This window comes from Sphingomonas hengshuiensis (assembly GCF_000935025.1).
Taxonomy (GTDB): domain Bacteria; phylum Pseudomonadota; class Alphaproteobacteria; order Sphingomonadales; family Sphingomonadaceae; genus Sphingomonas; species Sphingomonas hengshuiensis.
Genome location: NZ_CP010836.1, coordinates 2,371,228 through 2,390,421, shown reverse-complemented (window position 1 = coordinate 2,390,421; position 19,194 = coordinate 2,371,228). Strand labels below are relative to the sequence as shown.

Annotated in this window: 16 protein-coding genes; 3 read left to right on the top strand and 13 right to left on the bottom strand. The window is 67.3% G+C overall.

All coding sequences use genetic code 11. The features are described from left to right. The first annotated feature begins 85 nt into the window (after nucleotides 1-85). A complete protein-coding gene (locus TS85_RS10475) occupies nucleotides 86-949 on the top strand; it encodes a hypothetical protein (RefSeq protein ID WP_044332059.1) in 864 nt (287 codons plus the stop codon). Between the two features lie 76 nt (nucleotides 950-1,025). On the opposite strand, the gene rplA is transcribed toward TS85_RS10475, so the two are convergent. The 5 genes from rplA to TS85_RS10450 all read right to left on the bottom strand — a co-directional run bounded on the left by rplA (nucleotide 1,026) and on the right by TS85_RS10450 (nucleotide 6,552). Further along, nucleotides 1,026-1,718, bottom strand: a complete 693-nt coding sequence (gene rplA / locus TS85_RS10470; RefSeq protein ID WP_044332058.1) for a 50S ribosomal protein L1 — start codon at nucleotides 1,716-1,718, stop codon at nucleotides 1,026-1,028. 4 nt (nucleotides 1,719-1,722) lie between these two features. After that, nucleotides 1,723-2,154 carry a 50S ribosomal protein L11 gene (gene rplK / locus TS85_RS10465; protein ID WP_044332057.1) on the bottom strand — a complete coding sequence of 144 codons (432 nt, stop codon included), beginning with the start codon at nucleotides 2,152-2,154 and terminating at the stop codon, nucleotides 1,723-1,725. 361 nt (nucleotides 2,155-2,515) lie between these two features. Then, nucleotides 2,516-3,832, bottom strand: coding sequence for a methyl-accepting chemotaxis protein (locus TS85_RS10460; RefSeq protein ID WP_044332055.1), 1,317 nt, complete (start codon nucleotides 3,830-3,832; stop codon nucleotides 2,516-2,518). Between the two features lie 170 nt (nucleotides 3,833-4,002). Next, nucleotides 4,003-4,983, bottom strand: a complete 981-nt coding sequence (locus TS85_RS10455; protein WP_077228556.1) for an alpha/beta hydrolase — start codon at nucleotides 4,981-4,983, stop codon at nucleotides 4,003-4,005. A gap of 66 nt (nucleotides 4,984-5,049) precedes the next feature. Beyond that, a complete protein-coding gene (locus TS85_RS10450; RefSeq protein WP_227698753.1) occupies nucleotides 5,050-6,552 on the bottom strand; it encodes an alpha/beta hydrolase in 1,503 nt (500 codons plus the stop codon). An 82-nt stretch (nucleotides 6,553-6,634) separates the two neighbouring features. Between TS85_RS10450 and TS85_RS10445 the strand changes: the two genes are divergently transcribed. Beyond that, entirely contained in the window at nucleotides 6,635-7,156 is a 522-nt protein-coding gene (locus TS85_RS10445; RefSeq protein ID WP_044332051.1) for a MarR family transcriptional regulator, read from the top strand. Between the two features lie 100 nt (nucleotides 7,157-7,256). Here the strand turns inward: TS85_RS10445 and nusG are convergent, their stop codons facing one another. The 7 genes from nusG to TS85_RS10410 all read right to left on the bottom strand — a co-directional run bounded on the left by nusG (nucleotide 7,257) and on the right by TS85_RS10410 (nucleotide 15,929). After that, nucleotides 7,257-7,793 (bottom strand): transcription termination/antitermination protein NusG, encoded by a 537-nt coding sequence (gene nusG, locus TS85_RS10440; RefSeq protein WP_044332049.1) that lies wholly within the window; start codon nucleotides 7,791-7,793, stop codon nucleotides 7,257-7,259. A 3-nt stretch (nucleotides 7,794-7,796) separates the two neighbouring features. After that, nucleotides 7,797-8,000 carry a preprotein translocase subunit SecE gene (gene secE, locus TS85_RS10435; RefSeq protein ID WP_044332047.1) on the bottom strand — a complete coding sequence of 68 codons (204 nt, stop codon included), beginning with the start codon at nucleotides 7,998-8,000 and terminating at the stop codon, nucleotides 7,797-7,799. A gap of 310 nt (nucleotides 8,001-8,310) precedes the next feature. Further along, on the bottom strand, nucleotides 8,311-8,889 hold the full coding sequence (locus TS85_RS10430) for a YqaA family protein (protein ID WP_044332046.1): 579 nt from the start codon (nucleotides 8,887-8,889) through the stop codon (nucleotides 8,311-8,313). A gap of 91 nt (nucleotides 8,890-8,980) precedes the next feature. Beyond that, the gene (locus TS85_RS10425) at nucleotides 8,981-11,038 is read right to left on the bottom strand and encodes a S9 family peptidase (protein WP_052507843.1); all 2,058 of its coding nucleotides are present in this window, start codon (nucleotides 11,036-11,038) and stop codon (nucleotides 8,981-8,983) included. A 64-nt stretch (nucleotides 11,039-11,102) separates the two neighbouring features. Continuing rightward, nucleotides 11,103-13,349 carry a TonB-dependent receptor gene (locus TS85_RS10420; protein WP_052507842.1) on the bottom strand — a complete coding sequence of 749 codons (2,247 nt, stop codon included), beginning with the start codon at nucleotides 13,347-13,349 and terminating at the stop codon, nucleotides 11,103-11,105. Between the two features lie 147 nt (nucleotides 13,350-13,496). After that, the gene (pdxR, locus tag TS85_RS10415) at nucleotides 13,497-14,987 is read right to left on the bottom strand and encodes a MocR-like pyridoxine biosynthesis transcription factor PdxR (protein ID WP_044332044.1); all 1,491 of its coding nucleotides are present in this window, start codon (nucleotides 14,985-14,987) and stop codon (nucleotides 13,497-13,499) included. Between the two features lie 360 nt (nucleotides 14,988-15,347). Further along, nucleotides 15,348-15,929 carry an FMN-binding negative transcriptional regulator gene (locus TS85_RS10410; RefSeq protein ID WP_044332043.1) on the bottom strand — a complete coding sequence of 194 codons (582 nt, stop codon included), beginning with the start codon at nucleotides 15,927-15,929 and terminating at the stop codon, nucleotides 15,348-15,350. A 207-nt stretch (nucleotides 15,930-16,136) separates the two neighbouring features. Between TS85_RS10410 and TS85_RS10405 the strand changes: the two genes are divergently transcribed. Then, nucleotides 16,137-17,795, top strand: a complete 1,659-nt coding sequence (locus tag TS85_RS10405) for an amidohydrolase (RefSeq protein WP_044332042.1) — start codon at nucleotides 16,137-16,139, stop codon at nucleotides 17,793-17,795. A 271-nt stretch (nucleotides 17,796-18,066) separates the two neighbouring features. On the opposite strand, the gene TS85_RS10400 is transcribed toward TS85_RS10405, so the two are convergent. Then, nucleotides 18,067-19,104, bottom strand: a complete 1,038-nt coding sequence (locus TS85_RS10400) for an ornithine cyclodeaminase (protein WP_044332040.1) — start codon at nucleotides 19,102-19,104, stop codon at nucleotides 18,067-18,069. Nucleotides 19,105-19,194: the final 90 nt, after the last annotated feature.

Sequence of the window (19,194 nt, the reverse complement as noted above, 5' to 3'; positions counted from 1 at the left end):
GGACGATCGTGGACCAAGTCTCCAATTAGCCGCAAGATATCGCAAACGCTGCCCTTTTCCGGGCAGACATGCTGGGAGAAATAGGATGCGTACAGTAGCCGTTTCGAAGGTCCTCTACACATCGCTTTTACTATCGACGCTCGTGCCCTTGTCGGCCCATGCGCAGTCAACCGGGCTGGAAGACATGGTCGGCGCCCGCGCCGGCCAGGCCGAAGGGGAGCTTCAGCGCCGCGGCTATGTGAATACCGGCGGGTCGAAAAGCGACGACCGCAGCTACACCAATTGGTGGAACGCCGCCCGCCGCCAATGCGTGACGATTTCCACGATGAACGGTCGCTATGACGCCATCACGCCCACCACTGCGCCCGATTGCCGGCAGGCCGCGACGGTGCGCCCGAACCCGAATTACCAGGGCGCGCCGGCCAGCCGCCCCGCGCCCGGCTATGCGCCCGATCCCGGCTATTCGCGTCCGGGAGATGGCGGTCGCCCCTCGACGCTGCCCGGCGGGGAGGGGCCGTTCGTGGACGGGCGCTCCGTCAACCTCGGGCTGGTCTGCTTCGGAGATGGCAAGCGCGACGCCCTCGCCAGTGGCACGACATGGACGTGGAATTCCAAGCGCGATCGGTATGAATATGGTCGCTACAACGAGACGAGGGCCGAGACCTTCGACGCGTCGCTGACGATCCAGACCTGGGAGGGGGGCGGTCGCATCCGATTGCCGAAATCGCTTGTCCCGCCGATCCATTCCCGGGGAGAGGACGGCTGGTGGGATCTGTCCGATGTCAGGGTCGATCCCGACACGATCCGGGCGACCTATCGCCTGAACGGCCTCAACAAGCCCAAGATCGTCATCGACCGGAGGAGCGGGCGCATCACCGTCCAGGGTCTGTCGGATTACGGCTTCCGGGGCACCTGCGACATGATCGGGCACGAGCCCCGCAGGTTCTAAGGGCGGCGCACCCAAAAAGAAAAAGGGGCCGGAAGCATATGCTTCCGACCCCGTTTTCCTAGCCTTGCAGCGATAATCAGACCGCGGCGACTTCCGCCACGTCGACCTTTACGCCCGGGCCCATCGAGCTCGAAAGCGCGACCTTGCGGACGTACTTGCCCTTGGCGCCGGTCGGCTTGGCCTTGACCACGGCGTCGACCAGCGCGTCGAAGTTCGCGCGCAGGTCTTCGGCCGGGAACGACACCTTGCCGATGCCCGAATGGATGATGCCGGCCTTTTCGACGCGATATTCGACCTGGCCGCCCTTGGCAGCCTTGACCGCTTCGGCGACGTTCATCGTGACCGTGCCGAGCTTCGGGTTCGGCATCAGGCCCTTGGGGCCCAGCACCTTGCCGAGGCGACCGACCAGGCCCATCATGTCGGGCGTGGCGATGCAGCGATCGAAGTCGATCTTGCCGTCCTGGATCGCTTCCATCAGGTCTTCGGCGCCGACGACTTCGGCACCCGCCGCAGTGGCTTCCTCAGCCTTGGCGCCGCGGGCGAAGACGCCGACGCGGACGGTCTTGCCGGTGCCCTTGGGCAAAGTGACGACGCCGCGGACCATCTGGTCGGCGTGGCGCGGATCGACGCCGAGGTTGAGCGCGATTTCGACCGACTCGTCGAACTTCGCAGTCGCGTTCGCCTTCACGATCGCGATGGCTTCGTCGATGCCGTGCAGCTTCTCGCTGTCGACGGTCCAGGTCTTCTGCTTCTTGGTCAGCTTTGCCATGGTGTTAGCCCTCCACAACCTGGAGGCCCATCGCGCGTGCGGAGCCTTCGATGATCTTCGTTGCTGCTTCGATGTCGTTCGCGTTGAGGTCCTTCATCTTGGCCTCGGCGACCGCCTGGACGGCGGAGCGCTTGATCGTTCCCGCGGACACCTTGCCCGGCTCCTTCGAGCCCGACTTGAGGTTCGCGGCCTTCTTGAGGAGATAGGTCGCGGGGGGCGTCTTGGTCTCGAACGAGAACGAACGATCGGCGAACACGGTGATCACGGTGGGCAGCGGCGTGCCCTTTTCCTGATCGCCGGTCGATGCGTTGAACTGCTTGCAGAACTCCATGATGTTCACGCCGCGCTGACCCAGCGCAGGGCCGATCGGGGGCGAGGGGTTCGCGGCGCCGGCGGGCACCTGCAGCTTGATATAGCCGGTAATCTTCTTTGCCATGCGGCGGTCTCACTCTGTTTCAAGTTTAGCGGTCCAGACGGGCGCGTCGCCGCACCCTCCCGCGGGGGTTTCCAGTCGTCGGAACGGCTTGGAAGCGCGGGCGCATAGCCCGGATGCGCCGCAAATACAAGCGCCGCCGGGGCGGGGCGGGCGGGCAATCGCATAGGGCAGCGGGCAAGCATACACGCCGTCATCCCAGCGCAGGCTGGGATCCATTCAGCAGCTTCGGTTGACCAATAAGCCCATACCGAGCACCGAATGGATCCTGACTTTCGTCAGGATGACGATGGGTTTTCTCCTATGCGATAGCCCTGCAGGGATGGGGAGCGCTTATTCCTATGCTGGCCGAGGGGCGCGGGGATCAGGCGTGCATATAGGCGGCGCTGGCGTGGCGGCGCGTGCCGGTGGCGACGCGGCCCGTGTCGCCGATGCGGAACTCGGCGGCCTGGGCGGCGAGCGCGACGACTTCGCTGTCGAGGTTGCGCGCCGCCGCCGAGGTCTGTTCGACCATCGCGGCATTTTGCTGAGTCGACTGGTCCATCGCGCCGATCGCAGTGCTGATCTCGCCCACCGCGGCCGATTGCGCCTGGTTGTCGGTGGCGATGCGACCGAGCAGCTCGTGCACGCCGCCGACATCGCCGGCGATGTTGGCGAGTGCGGCATCGACCTTGCCGACCATTTCGACGGCGGCGACGACTTCGGTCTGGGTGGTGGTGAGCTGGTCGCGGGCGCGGCCCGCCTCTTCCTCGGCGCGCATGGCGAGCGCGGAGACGAGGTCGGCGACGACCGCGAAGCCGCGGCCCGCTTCGCCTGCGCGGCCCGCTTCGACTGCGGCGTTCATCGCGAGGACGCGCGTCTGGAAGGCGATCTTGTCGAGCCCCTCGATGACGCTGTCGATGCCCTTGGCGCTTTCGGAGACGCGCGCCATCGCCTGGATCGCCTCGTCGGCGATGCTGCGCCCGCCCGACACGGTGGCGATCGCGCCGTCCGCACGCAAGACCGTCTCGCTGGCGGCAGTCGCGGTCGCCCGGAGCCGCTGGTTCATCTGGGTGAAGGCGGCGACGGTCTGTTCGAGGCTGGCGGCATTGGCTTCGGTGCGGCGCGCGAGATCGTCGGATGCGCTGGCGATTTGGGTCGATCCCGCGCGGATGCTGGTGGTCGAGCGCATCACCGAGCCGATCAGCGTGCGCAGCGCGGCGATCGCATCGTTGAAGTTGGACTTGAGCAGCGCATAGCTGCCGGGGAAATTCGCGGTCACTTCGGCGGTGAGATCGCCCTGTTTGAGGTGGCCGAGATGCTCGCCCAGCGTGCGGACGACCTCGGCCTGCTCGACGGCCTGGCGCTGCTGTTCGACCGCATTGTCGCGGAAGGTGTACATCGCCTTGGTCATGCGCCCGACGCAGTCCTGATAGTCGGTATAGGCGATCGGCGTCGTGAGATCGCCGGCGGCGAGCCCCTCCATCCGCACCACGGTGTTGACATAGGGCACGCAGATCGCCTCGCGAAAGCGGTGCGACAGGACCGCGGCGGCGGCGATCAGCGCGAGCTGGATCGGAATCGTCACCCAGTTCGGGCCGAATAGCGAGACCAGCATCGCCAGCGCCATCAGCCCGACGAGCGACCCGAACGCCGTCTTGGTCTTGAGGCGAATCGGCGCAACCGTTTCAAACCAATGCATGTGAGCCAAATCCTCGAAATGACAGTCGCGCCGCCGCTCGTTCGAGCGGGCGCCGTTCGTCATGATAGAGGCTTTCGACCCTCGGGGGTCGGTTTCGGCCCGAAAAATGCGGGTCGTGCTGCCCGAGGACGCGATCAGAGACGCCGGGTGCGGGACATGCGTCGGCGGCTTTACTGCGCAGGCTTGAGCCAGCCGTGCATCGCCATCCAGCGGGCGAATGCGTCGAACCAGCCGGTGCTGGTGGTCGACTTCTGATACATGCCGAAGCCGTGTCCACCCTGTTCATAGAGGTGGAACTCGACGGGCTTCTTCGCCGCCATCCAGCTTTCGACCAGCCCGAAGCCGCGCCCGGCGAACAGCGGATCGTCGGCGGCGATCCCGACGAACAGCGGCGGGGCGTCGGCGGGGACGGTGACGGGGTTGAGCGAGCCATAGATGGTGCCGATGAACGCGGGCTTGGCGTCGTTACCCGACAAAGTGGTCGCCATCGTGAGGCCCGCACCGGCGGAGAAGCCGACCATGCCGACGCGCGCGGGATCGACATGCCATTCTGCGGCGCGGCTGCGGATCAGGGCAAAGGCGGCGCGGGCGTCGGCGAGCATCGGGTCGAGGTTCATCGCGGGGCGCGGGCCTGCGGGCGCTGCGGCAGGGGCGGCGCCGGGGGCGGGGGCGGCGGCGACGCGCGCGAACATGGTGCGCATCGACTCCTCGAATTCGGGGATCGAGGCGGGGGTCTGGTTGAGCCGGTATTTGAGGACGAAGGCGGCAACGCCCTTGGCCGCGAGCGCCTTTGCGACGTCCCAGCCTTCATTCTCCATCGACAGCGTCATGAACCCGCCGCCGGGGGCGACGATGACCGCGGTGCCGGTGGCCCTGGCCGGATCGGGGAGGAAGGGGGTGAGCGTGGCGACGGTGACGTTGCGCGCGAAGACGCTGCCATATTGGCTGTGCCAGGACTCGGCATTTTTCGCGCCGGGCAGCGGGCCGGTGTTCAGCGAGATCGCAGTGGGCTGGGCGGGGATGGCGATCGGGGCCATCTTGTCGTTCTGCGCGAGCGCGGGGGCGGCGAGGGCGCAGGCGGCTAGCGCGGTGGCGGCTAGCGCGGCGTGTAGCGGGCGGATTAACGCCGACATATGGGCGGTGTGTCGCATGGTGATTCCCCTCCTCAGTTTGGGGGGAGTGTATCGTATAGGATTTGAGCTGGCTATGCCGTAGCGCTACCGCACTGTGCCCGGCGGAAAGCCGGGGACTTCGAACCGGGGCGCGGGGAGCGCCACGTCGGTCGGCAGGCCTGCGGTCTCGCCTGTCCGGAGAAAATCATAGATCGCCCGCTTCGCCGCTGCGCTTTCACGAAGCTGGTAGAAGGCGCCGTCATGGCCCGCGCGATGGACGCGGATCGCATGGGCGTTCGGAAAATAGGGCATCAGCCCGAGCGTGTTCTCCACGGGCGTCGACGTGTCCCAGTCGCCGTGGACGAATACCACGGGAATCGCCGTCACCCGCGGCAGCCGGACCGCGTCGCCCATGTCCGGCGTCGGCCACTCCGGTGCCGAGGCCAGGTTCGCCTCGAAGTTCCATGTTCCCAGTAACTCCACCGCGGGATCGGTCCACAGCAGATGCGCGTGATCGTCGCTCATCGCTAGGCTGCTGTCGACCAGCGGCCCGATCAGCGTAACCGCCCCTGCGCTCCGGTCCGCCACGGTCTCACGCGCCCATTGCTCGTAATGGCGATGGTAGAGCGACAGGATGAAGGCCGGCCACTCCGCCGCGTCTGCGGTATGGGCGAGCAGCGCGCGCTGGAGATCCTGCGCGCCGAGCGTCACGATATGGGTCCGGCCTTGCGCATCGCGTATCGTCACGCGCGTCGGCTCGGCAGCGAAGCGCCGGTGCAGCGCGCGTATCGCGGCCATCATCCCGCCCTTGGGAAGATAGGGGGCAAGCCCCGGATCGCGATCGGCGTCATAAGCGATCCGCTGAAGCGCCGCGAAGACATGCGACGGCATATCGAAGCCGTTGTTCAGCGGCTCCACCGAGGAAAGCACTGCGCGTTCGACGATCTCAGGATGGAAGCGCATGACCGCCAACGCCCATTGCGACCCGAAACTGCCGCCGAACAGGCTGATACGGCTGTAGCCGAGCGCTTTGCGAAGATCGTCCACATCAGCGGCGAACGCATCGATGGTATAGCCTGACAAGTCCTTGTCCGCGTGGTGGGCGACGGCCCGCCGGGCCAGGGCCTGCATTGCCAGCGCATCGTCCTGCGCGCTCGCGGGCTTGTCCAGCGGCGACGCGTCCGCCGTCTCCACCAGCATTTCGCCGCGTCGAGTATAGCCGCGCTGCTCGATCACGACGAGGTCCCCCGCCGCGCCGAATGACATCCAGGAGCGAAGACGGGCCTGTGCCGCACCGTCCTTTTCGGTGAAGGCGCCCAGCACCGTCAGGCCCGGGCCGCCGGGAAGCCAGAAGATCGGGGGGGCTCCCGTCGGGCGGGGCGCCTTGATGCGCGCGAAGCCGATGCCGATCCGGCGGCTCAGGGGCTTGTTCCGGTTTTCGGGCACCGACAACGTGCCGATCTCGTACTGCACGGTCTCACCGCTGGTCAGCGTCAGGCTGCCCGACTCGATCACGATTGGTTGCCGCAGGGCGGGCTGCGCCGCGATGGGGGCTGGCGCGCAGGCCAGCGCCGTCGACATGCAAGCCAGCAAGGAGATCGCGCGCATCGATTCTGTCCAGTGGTTGCTTCGGAGCCGTTGCTCCCCTATACAAATGACTACGTCAAGATACTTTATATAAAGATATGCGATGACCGGCCATTCCCAAAGCCCAGACGAGCCGGTCCAGGAGGACGTCGTCGACCAGTTGTTGAGGGATTGGGCACGCGAGCGGCCCGACCTCGATGCTTCGGCGATGGCCGTGGTCGGGAGAGTGCTGCACCTGGGAGGAACGTTGCAGGGGCGGGCAGGCGAGTGGCTGCGCGTGCATGGCATCGGCTATACCGAACTGGACGTGCTGGCGACGCTGCGTCGATCGGGGGCGCCCTATTGCTTGAATCCTACTGCGCTGCGGAAATCGGTGCTGCTAAGCTCGGGCGCGATGACGGCGTGTCTCAATCGCCTGGAGCAGCGCGGCCTGATCGGCCGCAGTCCCGATGACCGCGACCGCCGGGTGCTGTTGGCGTCCCTCACCGATCGGGGGCGGGCGCTGATCGACGATGCCATCGCCGATCATTTTCGCGAAGCCGAGCGCGCCGTGGGCGGGCTCGACCGTGGCGAGCGGGCCGAGCTGTCGCGATTGCTGCGGAAATTGCGGCTCCAGCTCGACTGATTGCCGACCCGGGCCAAGCGCCCCGATTACGCTCGAAAGCAAAAAAGCCGGAGCTTTCGCCCCGGCCCTTCGCAATTCCCACGCGGAAAAACCCCGCGCGTCACTTCACCCGTTCGACGTCCTCGAAGCCCAGCTCCAGCGGGGTTGCGCGGCCGAAGATCGAGATCGAGACCTTGACGCGGCTCTTGTCGAAATCCAGTTCCTCGACCACGCCCGAGAAGGTCGCGAAATTGCCGCTGGTGACCTTGACGGTGTCGCCGATGTCGTAGTCGACGCTGACCTTCTGCTTCGGGGCGGCAGCGGCTTCTTCCTTGGTGTTGAGGATGCGCGCGGCTTCGGCTTCGCTGATCGCCTGGGGCTTGCCCATGCTGCCGAGGAAGCCGGTCACCTTCGGCGTGTTCTTCACCAGGTGATAGACGTCGTCGTTCATTTCCAGCTTCGCCAGCACATAGCCGGGGAAGAATTTGCGTTCGGACTGGATCTTCTTGCCGCGGCGAACCTCGGTCACGGTTTCGGTGGGAACCTCGACCGCCTCGACCAGCCGATCGAGCCCCATGCGGGTGGCGTCGGCCATGATCTGATCGCGGACCTTGCCTTCGAAACCCGAATAGGCGTGGATGATGTACCAGCGCGACATGAATTAACCCTTGGTTGCCAGGCTGAGGAGGAAACGCACGAGCGCGTCGAAAAACGCGTCCACGCCGAAGAAGAACACGCCGAGCAACGTCGTCATGATCATCACCATGACGCCGGTCATGATCGTCTCGCGGCGCGAGGGCCACACGATCTTCTTGGTCTCGGCCTGGACCTGCTTCACGAATTCGACGGGACTGGTCTTCGCCACGCGGCATCCTCACATGATAAGCGTCACCGGCGGCGGGGCATGGGTCCGCTGCCGGGTCCTTCGGGGAAGGAACCGGCTTTGCCCAAGTCACGCTGTCGGATTGGGGATCGTATCTAGCGCCACATGGGCGGCGTTGCAAGGCGGGTGTTGCGGCGGTGGCGCGAATGGCGCCTCTCGCGCCGTTTCGGGAGGGATGCGCGCGACCGCGTCATGCCAGCGAACGCGGGTATCCATTCCATATTCCGGCGGAGGGTCAGGCGCCGGTGCGGAGGAAGAATGGATCCTGACTTTCGTCAGCCCAGAGGATGCGTCAGAGGTACGCGACCGCCACGAAACCGCCGACGACGAGGATCAGGAAGCCCCAGGCGAAGAGGTTCAGCCGCTCCTCGATGAACGCCTGGACCGGCGCGCCGAAGCGCTTGAGCAGCGCGGCGATGAGGAAGAAGCGGAAACCGCGGGTGATCGTCGCGAGCAGGACGAACAGCGGGAAATTGAAGTGCGCGATCCCGCTGGCGATCGTCACTAGCTTGAACGGGATGGGGGTGAGCCCCTTCAGCAGGATGATCGCGGCGCCATATTCGCCGTACATCGTCTGGAACTGCCCGATCTTGTCCTGCATGTGATAGAGTTCGATCACCCAGGCACCGACGCTTTCGAGCAGGAAATAGCCGATCGCATAGCCGAACATGCCGCCCAGCACCGAGAAGACGGTGCAAATGCCGGCGATCAGAAACGCCTGGTCACGGCGCGCGATGACCATCGGGATGACCATCGCGTCGGGCGGGATCGGGAAGAAGCTGCTCTCCGCAAACGAGACCACGGCCAGCGTGCGCAGGGCGTGGCGATGATGCGCCATGCGCAGGACCCAGTCGTAAAGTGCGCGGAACATGCGGTCTCCGGAAGGCGGGAGCGGAAGGGCGAGGCCGGGCCTATGCCACCGCGACGGGCGCGTGGGAAGATGCCGGGGCGGGCGTCGCGCGTCAGAGGTGTGCGTCGAACCAGGCGAGCACGCGGCGCTGGATATCGGCCTGGTGCTCGGGTTCGCGGAACCAGTGCGGCTCGCGCGGATAGCGGACCATCTCGACCGGCTTGCCGAGCAGTTTGAGCCCGCGATAATATTCGAGGCCCAGCGTGAAGGGCACTCGCGTATCCTGTTCGCCGTGGAGCACGAGGACCGGGGTGTGGACCCGATCGAGCGCGCGGATCGACGACACCTTGTCGAGGTCGGCGAGATGCGCGGACGGTTCGCCGAAATAGCCGGTGGGAAATTCGGGAGTGTCGGTGATCCGCGCCATCGCGGTCATGTTGGCCGGCGCGGCGCCGACCACTGCCGCCTTGAACCGATCGCCCTGCGTCACGGCCCAGGCCGCCATGAAGCCGCCATAGCTCCACCCGCCAATCCCCAGCCGCGCGGGGTCCGCGATCTTTTGCGCGACGAGCATGTCGACGCCGTCGAGCACGTCCTGATAATCCATCCCGCCCCAGTCGTTGCCGATTGCGCGCGCAAAATCGGTGCCCTGTCCGTCCGAGCCGCGCGGATTGGGGAGCAGCACGGCATAGCCATGCGTCGCGAGCATCTGCGCCCATTCGTGCCAGCTGCCGAGCCAGCCCGACCACCACGCCCATTCGGGGCCGCCATGGATCTGCACCACGGTCTTGATCGGGGTTCCCGCGACATGGCCCGGCGGGGTGACGAGCACGCCATAGACGGGCCGGCCATCCTTGCTGTTGGTCCAGGAGAGCTGGCGGACCTGGCCGAGCTTCCATCCGGCCACTTGCGGGTTGATCGTCGTGACCGGGCGGGCGCGGGTGCCGTCGATCGCCCAGACTTCGGCGGGGCGATCGGGGCTCGACAGCGCGACCGCGATGCCGCGACCGTCGCGGCTGAGGGTGAGGTCGGACGCCTCGCCGTCGAGATCGGCGAGCCGGGTCACACGCCCGTCGCGCGCGATCCGTACCAGTTTCGAGCGGGTCTGTTCGAACGACAGCGCGAGGATCGACCGCCCGTCCGGCGCCCAGCGCAGATGGGTGAGCAGGCCGGGATGATCGTCGGCGAGCGCGGTCAGCCTATCGGCCCCGACGTCATAGAGCCGCACGCCGAGGCCGATAAAGCCGGGGGTGCGGATCACTTCGCCGACCAGCGCGGTGCCGTCGGGGGACCAGATTGGCGCCTCGGTTGCGTGCTCGATCAGCGTCTTGCCGATCGTGCCGGTGGCGAGATCGAGCAGCGCGATGCGGCCAAAATAGAGATAGTCGTTGATCGTGGTCGTATCGACGAGGCGCACCGCCATGCGCTTGCCATCGGGGGACCAGCTGAAATCGGTGACGTTGACCGATGCGGGCGAGATGCGCCGCGCGCTGTTGGTCGCGAGGTCGAGCAGCCAGAGGCGCGTGACGTGGCGCGTCCGGTCCATCTCCACCCAGTCGCGCTTGGCGGCTGCATCGGCGCGCTCGGCGGCGGTATCGGGATCGGCGCTGAGAAAGGCGATCCGGGTGCCGTCGGGCGACCAGGCGAAGGCGCCGATATCGCCGGGTAGCGCGGTGAGCGGCACCGCCTCGCCGCCGTCGCGCGCGATACGCCATAGCTGCCGGGGGGCGACGGGGGCGCGATCGGCGGGGTCGAGGTCCGAGGTGAAGGTCAGCCCGGTGGGGGCGGTGCCGGCGAGCGGGTTCTTGCGGTCGGACACGAAGGCGATCGCGCGGCCGTCGGGCGACCAGCGCGGGCTGTCGTCGGCCCCCGCGCTGGTGATGAAGCGGCGCGCGGGGGCGCTGCCGTCGGCGGGGACGCTCCAGATCGTGCGCTGGTCGGGAGTGAAGGTCGCCATCTGCGCCTGGACGGTGAACAGGATGGTCCTGCCGTCGGGCGAAATCTCGACGTCGCGCATGTCGCGCAGCGCCATGATGTCGGCGGGGGTGACGGGGCCGCCGGCATCCGCGGCGACGGGCGCGGGCTGGGGCTCGCGGGTCTGCGCGGCGGCGGGCGGCAGCAACGCTGCGGCCAGAGCGAGAAGTGCGAGCGTGCGATGCGCGTGCGCCATGTGTCGGTCCTGTTGCTGTTGAGGCACGACCGGCGGGACCGATATCCCGCCGGCCCGATGCGGCCTAGAAGCCGACGTCCAGGCGCACGCCATAGGTCCGCGGCCGGATGATCGAATAGGCCGGCGCCGCCTGATCGGTGAAGGGGGCGTTTAGGATGCCGCGTTTGTCGAATATGTTGTTGACGAAGGCGAGGAGGCGGACCTTTTCCATCAGCGTTACCGAGGCGCGCGCGTCGAACTGGCTGAAATCGCCGCGGGTGTTGGGGTTGCCGAACGCGACGGGGGCCGACGAGATATAGCGATGCGCAACCTCGACGGTCGGTGCCAGTGCCATGTCGGGCAAGTCGAGCACGAGGTTGTTCGCGACCGACCATCGCGACGAACCGGGCAGCGTGGTGCCCGAGGCATAGCCGCCATTCGCCGCAAAGGTATCGGGCAGGAACGCGGTGAGCTGCGCATCCTGATAGGTCACGTTCGAGCTGAAGGTCAGCGCGCGAGTGAGCTTGACCGTGCCCGCAAACTCGACCCCGCCGATATTCGCGCTGCCGGCATTGGTGACATAGGAATAATAAGACGGGGCGGGGCCGAACAGCCGCGCCTGGATGTCCTTCCAGTCGATCGAGAACACCGTCGCATCGATCAGCACGCGGTTGCCGAACAGCCCGAACTTCACCCCGGCTTCGTAATTGTCCACGGTATCGCTGTCATAGGCGGCGGGGATCGAGGCGAGCAGCCCGGCATTGGGATTGATCCCGCCGACGCGGAACCCCTTCGAATAGGTCATATACGCCAGGAATCCGGGGGCGGGGCGGAACGAGAGCGTCGCCTTGGGCGTGAAACCGTCTTCCTTGCGATCGACGCTGCCCGACGAGCCGATCGGCGTGTAGCCGCCCGGATAGCCGCCCAGCGCGCCCGCCTGGTTGGTGACGGTCGCCTTTGCCTGGGTGTCGTAATAGCGGCCGCCGACGGTGATCTCGAACTGGTCGACGGGGCGCCACGACAGCTCGCCGAACACGCCGAGATCCTTGTTGAGCGTATCGGAGACATAGCCGTAGAGCCGGTCGCCGGGGGTGAGCTGCGTGCCGCTATAGCCGCCGAACAGCGCGGGGTTGGCATTGATGAACGCCGCCGCGCCCTGCTGGAAAATCTGGTCGTAGCTGAACTTCTTGGCCGACATGTAGCTCGCGCCGATCAGCCAGCGGAACGGGCCGGTGCCCGACGACGCCAGCCGCGCCTCGACCTGCTTGATATTGGCGTTCGCGTCGCCGAGCGAATAGGCCGCGGCGGCGCCGGTGGTGACGCCGGTGACATAGGCATAGGGATAGGAGAAGACCGTGGTGTTCTTCTTCTCGTTGACCGAGCCGAACACGGTCAGGTTCGCAAAGCCGAGCTCCTGGTCGAGCCGCAGCGAATGGAGCTGGAAGCTGGTCTCCTGCGGCTCCTTGCGCGCCGATACCCGTTCGAGCGCGGTCGGCGAGGTCAGATAGGTCTGATCGGAGAGCCTGGTCTCCTGATAGACCGCCAGATAGGTGAGCTTGGTCCCCTCCAGAGGCGTGAAGGCGATCGAGCCGCGCAGGCCGCGCGTGCGGAAATCATTGCTGCCCTCGTCGCCGGTCCCGACATTGTCGAGGAACCCCGCGTCATAGCGTTGCAGCGCCATCAGCCGCACCGCGAGCTTGTCCTGGATGATCGGCACGTTGACCATCAGCTTTGCAGCATAGTTGACGTCGCCGCCCGAATTGCCGGTCGAGCTGACCAGCCCCTGGCCCGCGGCTTCGATCCTGGTCGGGTCGGCGGTCTTGACGACGTAATTGACCAGCCCGCCCAGCGTCGAGGAGCCGAACAACGTCCCCTGCGGCCCGCGCAACACCTCGACGCGGTCGAGGTCGAAGGTGTCGACATCGGGGATGCCGATCGGGAAGCCGGGTTCGACGAGCGGGATGTCGTTCAGATAATAGCCGACCGTGGTCTGGCCCTGTTCGTGATAGGTCGTCGCCGCGATGCCGCGGATCACGACTTCGGAGACGCCGGGCTGATAGTCGTTGAACACCACGCCCGGCAGCCGGACGATATAGTCGGACAGGCTGTTGGCATTGGCTTTGGCGAGCTGTTCGCCGGTCACCGCGCTGATCGGCATCGCGACGTCGCGCAGGTTTTCGCGCCGCTTGTTGGCAGTCACGACGATGTCGTCCGCGCCGCTGGAGACGGGCTCGGCAGCGGTGGTAGCGTCCTGCGCCCAGGCCGGCGGCGCGCCGAGCGCCAGAAGCGTGGCGCCTGCCAGCGCCGTCGTGCCGAGAAAATGTCGAACCATGCCGCGTCCCCCTTTTAGCGAATCGGTGCGCGGGCGCCGTTCGCGAATATCCCTGCCTCCCCCGGACGCCCGCGACCGTTTACGGTCGTCGGGATCGTCTCCGAACCGTAACGTCCGGCCAGATTGGGGTCGCCAAAACATCCAGCATCAGGATGCCGAGGGGACCAAGCCCGCCGCAATTCCTCCTGCCGCTGCCAGCGAGGTGAGCGCGCGCGCCGCTTCCGCCTCGGTCAGGCTGGCGAAGCCGAGGCGCAGTCCGCGCGGCGCGTCCTCGGTCGTCGCGAAGGATTCCGAGCAGGCGAGGCGCAGGCCGTGATCGGGCGCGCACCGCTCGATCCGCTCGAGCACCGCGCGATCCGCGAACTGGACCCAGAAGGCGAGCCCGCCATCGGGGACGCGATAGCGGATCGCGTCGCCGAACGTCGCCGCCAGCGTCGCGTCGAACGCGCGGCGCCGCGCCGCGTAGATCTGCGTCGAGCGCCGCGCATGGCGGCGCAATTCGCCCTCCTCGATCAGATCCGCGGCGGCGTCCTCGGTCAGAGTATTGCCCATGCCGTCGATCAGCGACACGCCATGCGCGACGGCGTCGATAAAGGCGCGGGGGGCGGCGATATAGCCGATGCGGAGCGCGGGCAGCAGCAGCTTCGACAGCGAGCCGACATAGAGGACGCGCCCCGGCGCATAGCTTGCCATCGGCAGCAGCGGTTGCGATTCGAAATGATATTCATGGTCGTAATCATCCTCGATCACCGCAAAGCCGAATTGCCGCGCGAGTTCGAGCACGCGCAGCCGGCGTTCGGGCCGCAGCGCCACCGTCGTCGGGAATTGATGGTGCGGCGTGAGGAAGATCGCGCGGACGCGGTGCGTGCGGCAGGCGCGCTCGATCGCGTCGACATCGGCGCCGAGCGCGTCGAGACCGACGGGGATCACCTTCGCGCCCAGATCGGTGAAGGCGGCGACCGCGGGTTCATAGGTCAGCGCCTCGACCAGCACGGCGTCGCCCGGCGACAGCAAAGTGCGCGCGGCGAGATAGATGCCGTGCTGGCTGCCGCGGGTGATGCAGATATCCTCGGCAGTGACCGCGAGCCCGCGCTCGCCGCGCAGCATCGCCGCAATCGCCTCGCGAAGCCGGGGGGAGCCGCGCGGATCGCGATATTGCAGCCGGTTCTCGCGGCTCGCGCGCTGGATCGCGGTGCGATAGGCGCGCGACAAGATGTCGGCGGGAAACAGCCGACCATCGGGTGCGCCCTCGTCGAGCTTCAGCCCCTTTCCCCCCGGCAGCGCGAGCGGGCGCGCGGGCGGCGTGCGGAAGCGATATTCGGGCTCGGTCGTGCCGCTGGGCAGCGCGGTGGGGACCGGCGGCTTGCGGGTGCCGGCAAGCAACGCCGCGACGACGGTGCCGCGCGTCCCCTCCGACGTCAGCCAGCCCTGGGCGATCAGATCCTCATAGGCGACGACCACGGTCTTGCGGTTGACGCCGAGGATCGCGGCGAGTTCGCGGCTGCTCGGCAGGAAGGCGTGCGGGGGCAGGCGCCCGCGCTCGATCTCATGGATGATCGCGCGGACGATCTGGAGATAGAGCGGCGTCTTCAGCGCCGGATCGATCCGGCCCAGCGTGATCTTCCAGGGTCGCAGCATTGGCCCGCTATCCTTGCCGTTAAGCGGCTTCCATAGGGGGCCAAGGCGCGCGTGCAAAGAGGGCGGTGGGGATCGGCTGGGCGATTGCGGATGGACGTTGCAGGTCCCTGCTCGGTTCTTCCCTCCCTTGCCAAGGCAATCGCATTTGGAGGCGTATGCCCTCTATTATCGCCGTCATGCTGAACTTGTTTCAGCATCCAAGGCGCAACAAGCGACGGAAATGCGGGCGGAGGGCTGGATGCTGAAACAAGTTCAGCATGACGGGAAGTGGGAAAAGCGCCCCCCGCTCCATATGCGATACCCCCGCCCCCCTTGCAGGGAGGGGACCGCTTGATTCCGACGCCATTACCCTCGGCAGGATCAGCCGCGCGCTTTTCCGAAGCGGCGCATCCACGCGACCAGCGCGGCGTCGGGATGGGTGCGGAGGATCGCGGAGAAGGTCTCGTCGGGTTCGTCCTGGCCCAGCTTGAAGCGCCCGGTCAGCCCGGTGACGCGCGCGCGGAACGCGATGATCGCGGCGGCCATGCCGGTGTAGCGCGGGCCGAGTTCGGCGGCGGACCAGCGATCGCCCTCCATCGCGAGGGTCAGCGCGGCGAGCGCGGCGTCGCCTTCGTCCGGCAGGAATTCGATCTCGGCGGTGATCGCGAGCTGGGCATAGTTCCAGGTCGGGCCCCAGTTGCGCCGCTGGGCATGGTCGGGCGAGACATAGCCCTGGGGGCCGGTGAACAGGATCGTCGCGCGCGGATCGGCGGACAATTGCGCGAACAGCGGATTGGAGCGGCCCATATGCCCGAGCAGGTGCGTCAGCCGCCCGTCGCCATCGACTTCGCCGAGCAGCGGCAACAGGCTCTGCCCGCCCACCGCGACGACCCATGCCAGCGGATATTCCGCGATCAGATCGCGGACGTCGGAATCGTCGAAGCGGTCGAATGCGGAACTCATCGTGCCGCGTCCACGGGTCCGCGCCGGTTTGTGCATTTGGCTGTCATGGCGCAAGGAGATCGAGCACCGCCCCCGGTGCCACAAGCGCCAACACGCAGAATCGGGAAGGGCCAATCGCGCGCAGCTTGGCTCCGCGCGGTTCCGCAAACTGGCGGGTCCAGTGCGGGCGCGGTTCTGCCAGACTGGGGCATGGTTGGAGGAACGGCAATGATCGATCGGCGGATGCTATTGGCGGGCGGGCTCGCCTGGGTTTCGGTCGGGCGCGCGCTTGCGGTCGAGCGGGTGCTCGACATCGCCTATGTCAACGCAGTGGTGTGGACCGGCGACCCGCAAAACCCGCGCAGCGATGCGATCGGGCTGGTCGGCAAGCAGATCGTCGCAGTCGGGGCGGCGGCGGTGAAGGCCGCGACCGGGCGCGCGACCAGGGTGATCGACCTGAAGGGCGCGTTCGTGACGCCGGGGTTCATCGACAACCACACGCATTTCATGCTCGGATCGGCGACGCTGTCGCAGCCCGACCTGCTCTCCGCCACCTCGATCGACGATTTCGCGGCGCGGCTGGGCAAGGCGGCGGCGGCGCGGCCGGGCAAGTGGATCTTCGGAGGGAGCTGGGACGAACAGCGGCTGGGCGGGCAATTGCCGACGCGCGGATGGATCGATGCGGCGACCGGCGACACCCCGGTCGCGATCCCGCGCACCGACCTGCACATGTATCTGCTCAACAGCGCGGCGCTGAAGCGGGCGGGGATCACCCGCGACACCCCCGACATCGCCGGCGGCGTGATCGTGCGCGATGTCAGGGGCGAGCCGACCGGCATCCTGAAGGACAATGCCAAGACACTGGTCGAGCGCGTCTTTCCCGTGCCGACCATGGCCGAGCGCGAGGCGACGATGCGCGACGGGATCGCGCATGGGCTGCGCCGCGGCTTCACCCAGGTCCATACGCCCGAGCCGTTCGACTGGACGACCTATGAGACTGCGCGCAGCCTGCGGGGCAAAGGCGAGACGGGCTTGCGCTTCTATTGCTTCGTGCCGCTGCGCGACTGGGAGAAGATGGCGGCGATCGTCGCCGCCGAGGGGCGCGGCGACGAATGGGTGCGCTGGGGCGGAGTGAAGGCGCTGGCCGACGGATCGCTGGGGTCGCGCACCGCGGTGTTCCGCGAGCCGTATAGCGACGCGCCCGACCAGCGCGGGGTGCGCGTCACCAGCCTGAGCGACCTGACCGCGTTCGTGACCGGAGCGGACAAGGCCGGGCTGCACGTGACGACGCACGCGATCGGCGACCTCGCCAATGACGACGTCCTCGATATGTATGCCGCGGTGACGCGGGCGAATGGCGCGCGTGATCGGCGCTTTCGCGTCGAGCATGCCCAGCATCTGTCGGCAGCGGCGATCCCGCGCTTTGCGGCGCAGAAGGTGATCGCATCGGTCCAGCCCTTCCACGCGATCGACGACGGGCGCTGGGCCGTCGAGCGGATCGGTGCCGAACGGCTGCGCGGCACCTATGCGTTTCGCGCGCTGATCGACAGCGGCGCGACGGTGACGTTCGGGTCCGACTGGCCGGTGGGGCCGCTCGACGCGATGGAGGGGATCTACGCCGCGGTGACGCGGGAGACGATCGACGGCAAGAACCCCGCCGGCTGGCTGCCCGACCAGAAGACCACGGTCGAACAGGCGCTTACCGCCTATACGGTGCACAATGCCTATGCGGGGTTCCAGGACGACACGCTGGGGCGGATCAGGCCGGGCTATACCGCCGACCTGACCGTGATCGACGCCAATCTGCTGACTGCGCCGGTGGACGCGATCAAATCGGCATCGGTGCTGCGGACGATCGTCGGCGGGCAGGAGCGTTTTGCGCAATAGGTGCGTGGGGGAAGTGACGGGGCTATCGCATATAAGGTCGTCCTCCTCACCCTTCCCACCGCCTACGGCGGCGGGCCCAGTATCGGGTGAACAGCGCCCCGCGCTGTTCAGGCCATGCCGGGGGCATGGCCGACCCGATACTCCTCTCCCAAGGGGAGAGGGAGCTTGGGCCTCCGCGTCCCTCTCCCCTTGGGAGAGGGAGGGAGCGCCGAAGGCGCGGAAGGGTGAGGGGGACGACGGTGCATATGCGATCCCCCTGGCCGCGAGGGGCCTACGCCGCCCGCTGCTCCGGCTGGGGTTCGCGGACCAGGCCGAACAGGTTGCGCGGGTCGCCGGGGGCGACGATCAGGTCGAGCCGGGGCAGGTCGTCGCGGCCCTCGATCAGTGCGTGCACATAGGAGAGCGCCGAGAAATCCTCGATCCCGAACCCGACCGAGTCGAAGATCGTGATTTCGTCGGCGCTGCTGCGGCCCGGCGCCTCGCCCGCGAAGACGCGCCACAGCTCGGTCACGGGGAAGTCGGCGGGCATCTGCTGGATTTCGCCTTCGATGCGCGTCTGTTCGGGATATTCGACGAACACCGTCCCGCGCGAGAGGATCGCGGGGGCCAGTTCGGTCTTGCCCGGGCAGTCGCCGCCGACGGCGTTGATGTGTATGCCGGCGCCGACCATGTTGTCGGACAGGATCGTCGCCTGTGCCTTGTCCGCGGTGACGGTGGTGATCACGTCGGCGCCGAGCACCGCGTCGGGCGCCGAGCGCGCGGCGGTGACGTGGAAGCCGAGCCCGGCCATGTTGGCGCGAAACTTGGCGATGGCGGCGGGATCGATGTCCCACACTTGCAGCCGCTCGATACCGAGCAGCGCGCGGAAGCCCAGCGCCTGGAACTCGGACTGCGCGCCGAGCCCGATCAGCGCCATGGTGCGGCTGTCGGGGCGGGCGAGGTAGCGCGCCGCGAGCGCCGAAGTCGCCGCGGTGCGCAGCGCGGTGAGCACCGTCATCTCGCTGAGCAGCACCGGATAGCCGGTATCGACATCGGCGAGCACGCCGAACGCGGCGACGGTCTGGAGCCCCAGCCGCGTGTTCTTCGGGTGGCCGTTGACATATTTGAAGCTGAACCGGCGGCGATCGGCGGCGGGCATCAGTTCGATCACGCCGTCGGGCGAATGGCTGGCATAGCGCGGCGCCTTGTCGAATTCGCGCCAGCGGCGGAAATCGCTTTCGATGCGGTCGGCGATGCCGGCGATGAACGGCTCGACTCCGACCGATGCGACCAGCCTGCACAGATCCTCGACGCCGACATAGACCGTCATGCTCTTTATCCTTCCGTTCGATTGTGCTGCTGAGCTAGCCGCGCAGCTTGTCGGGAAACATGCGCAACATGCGTGATCGGCGGGTAAGGT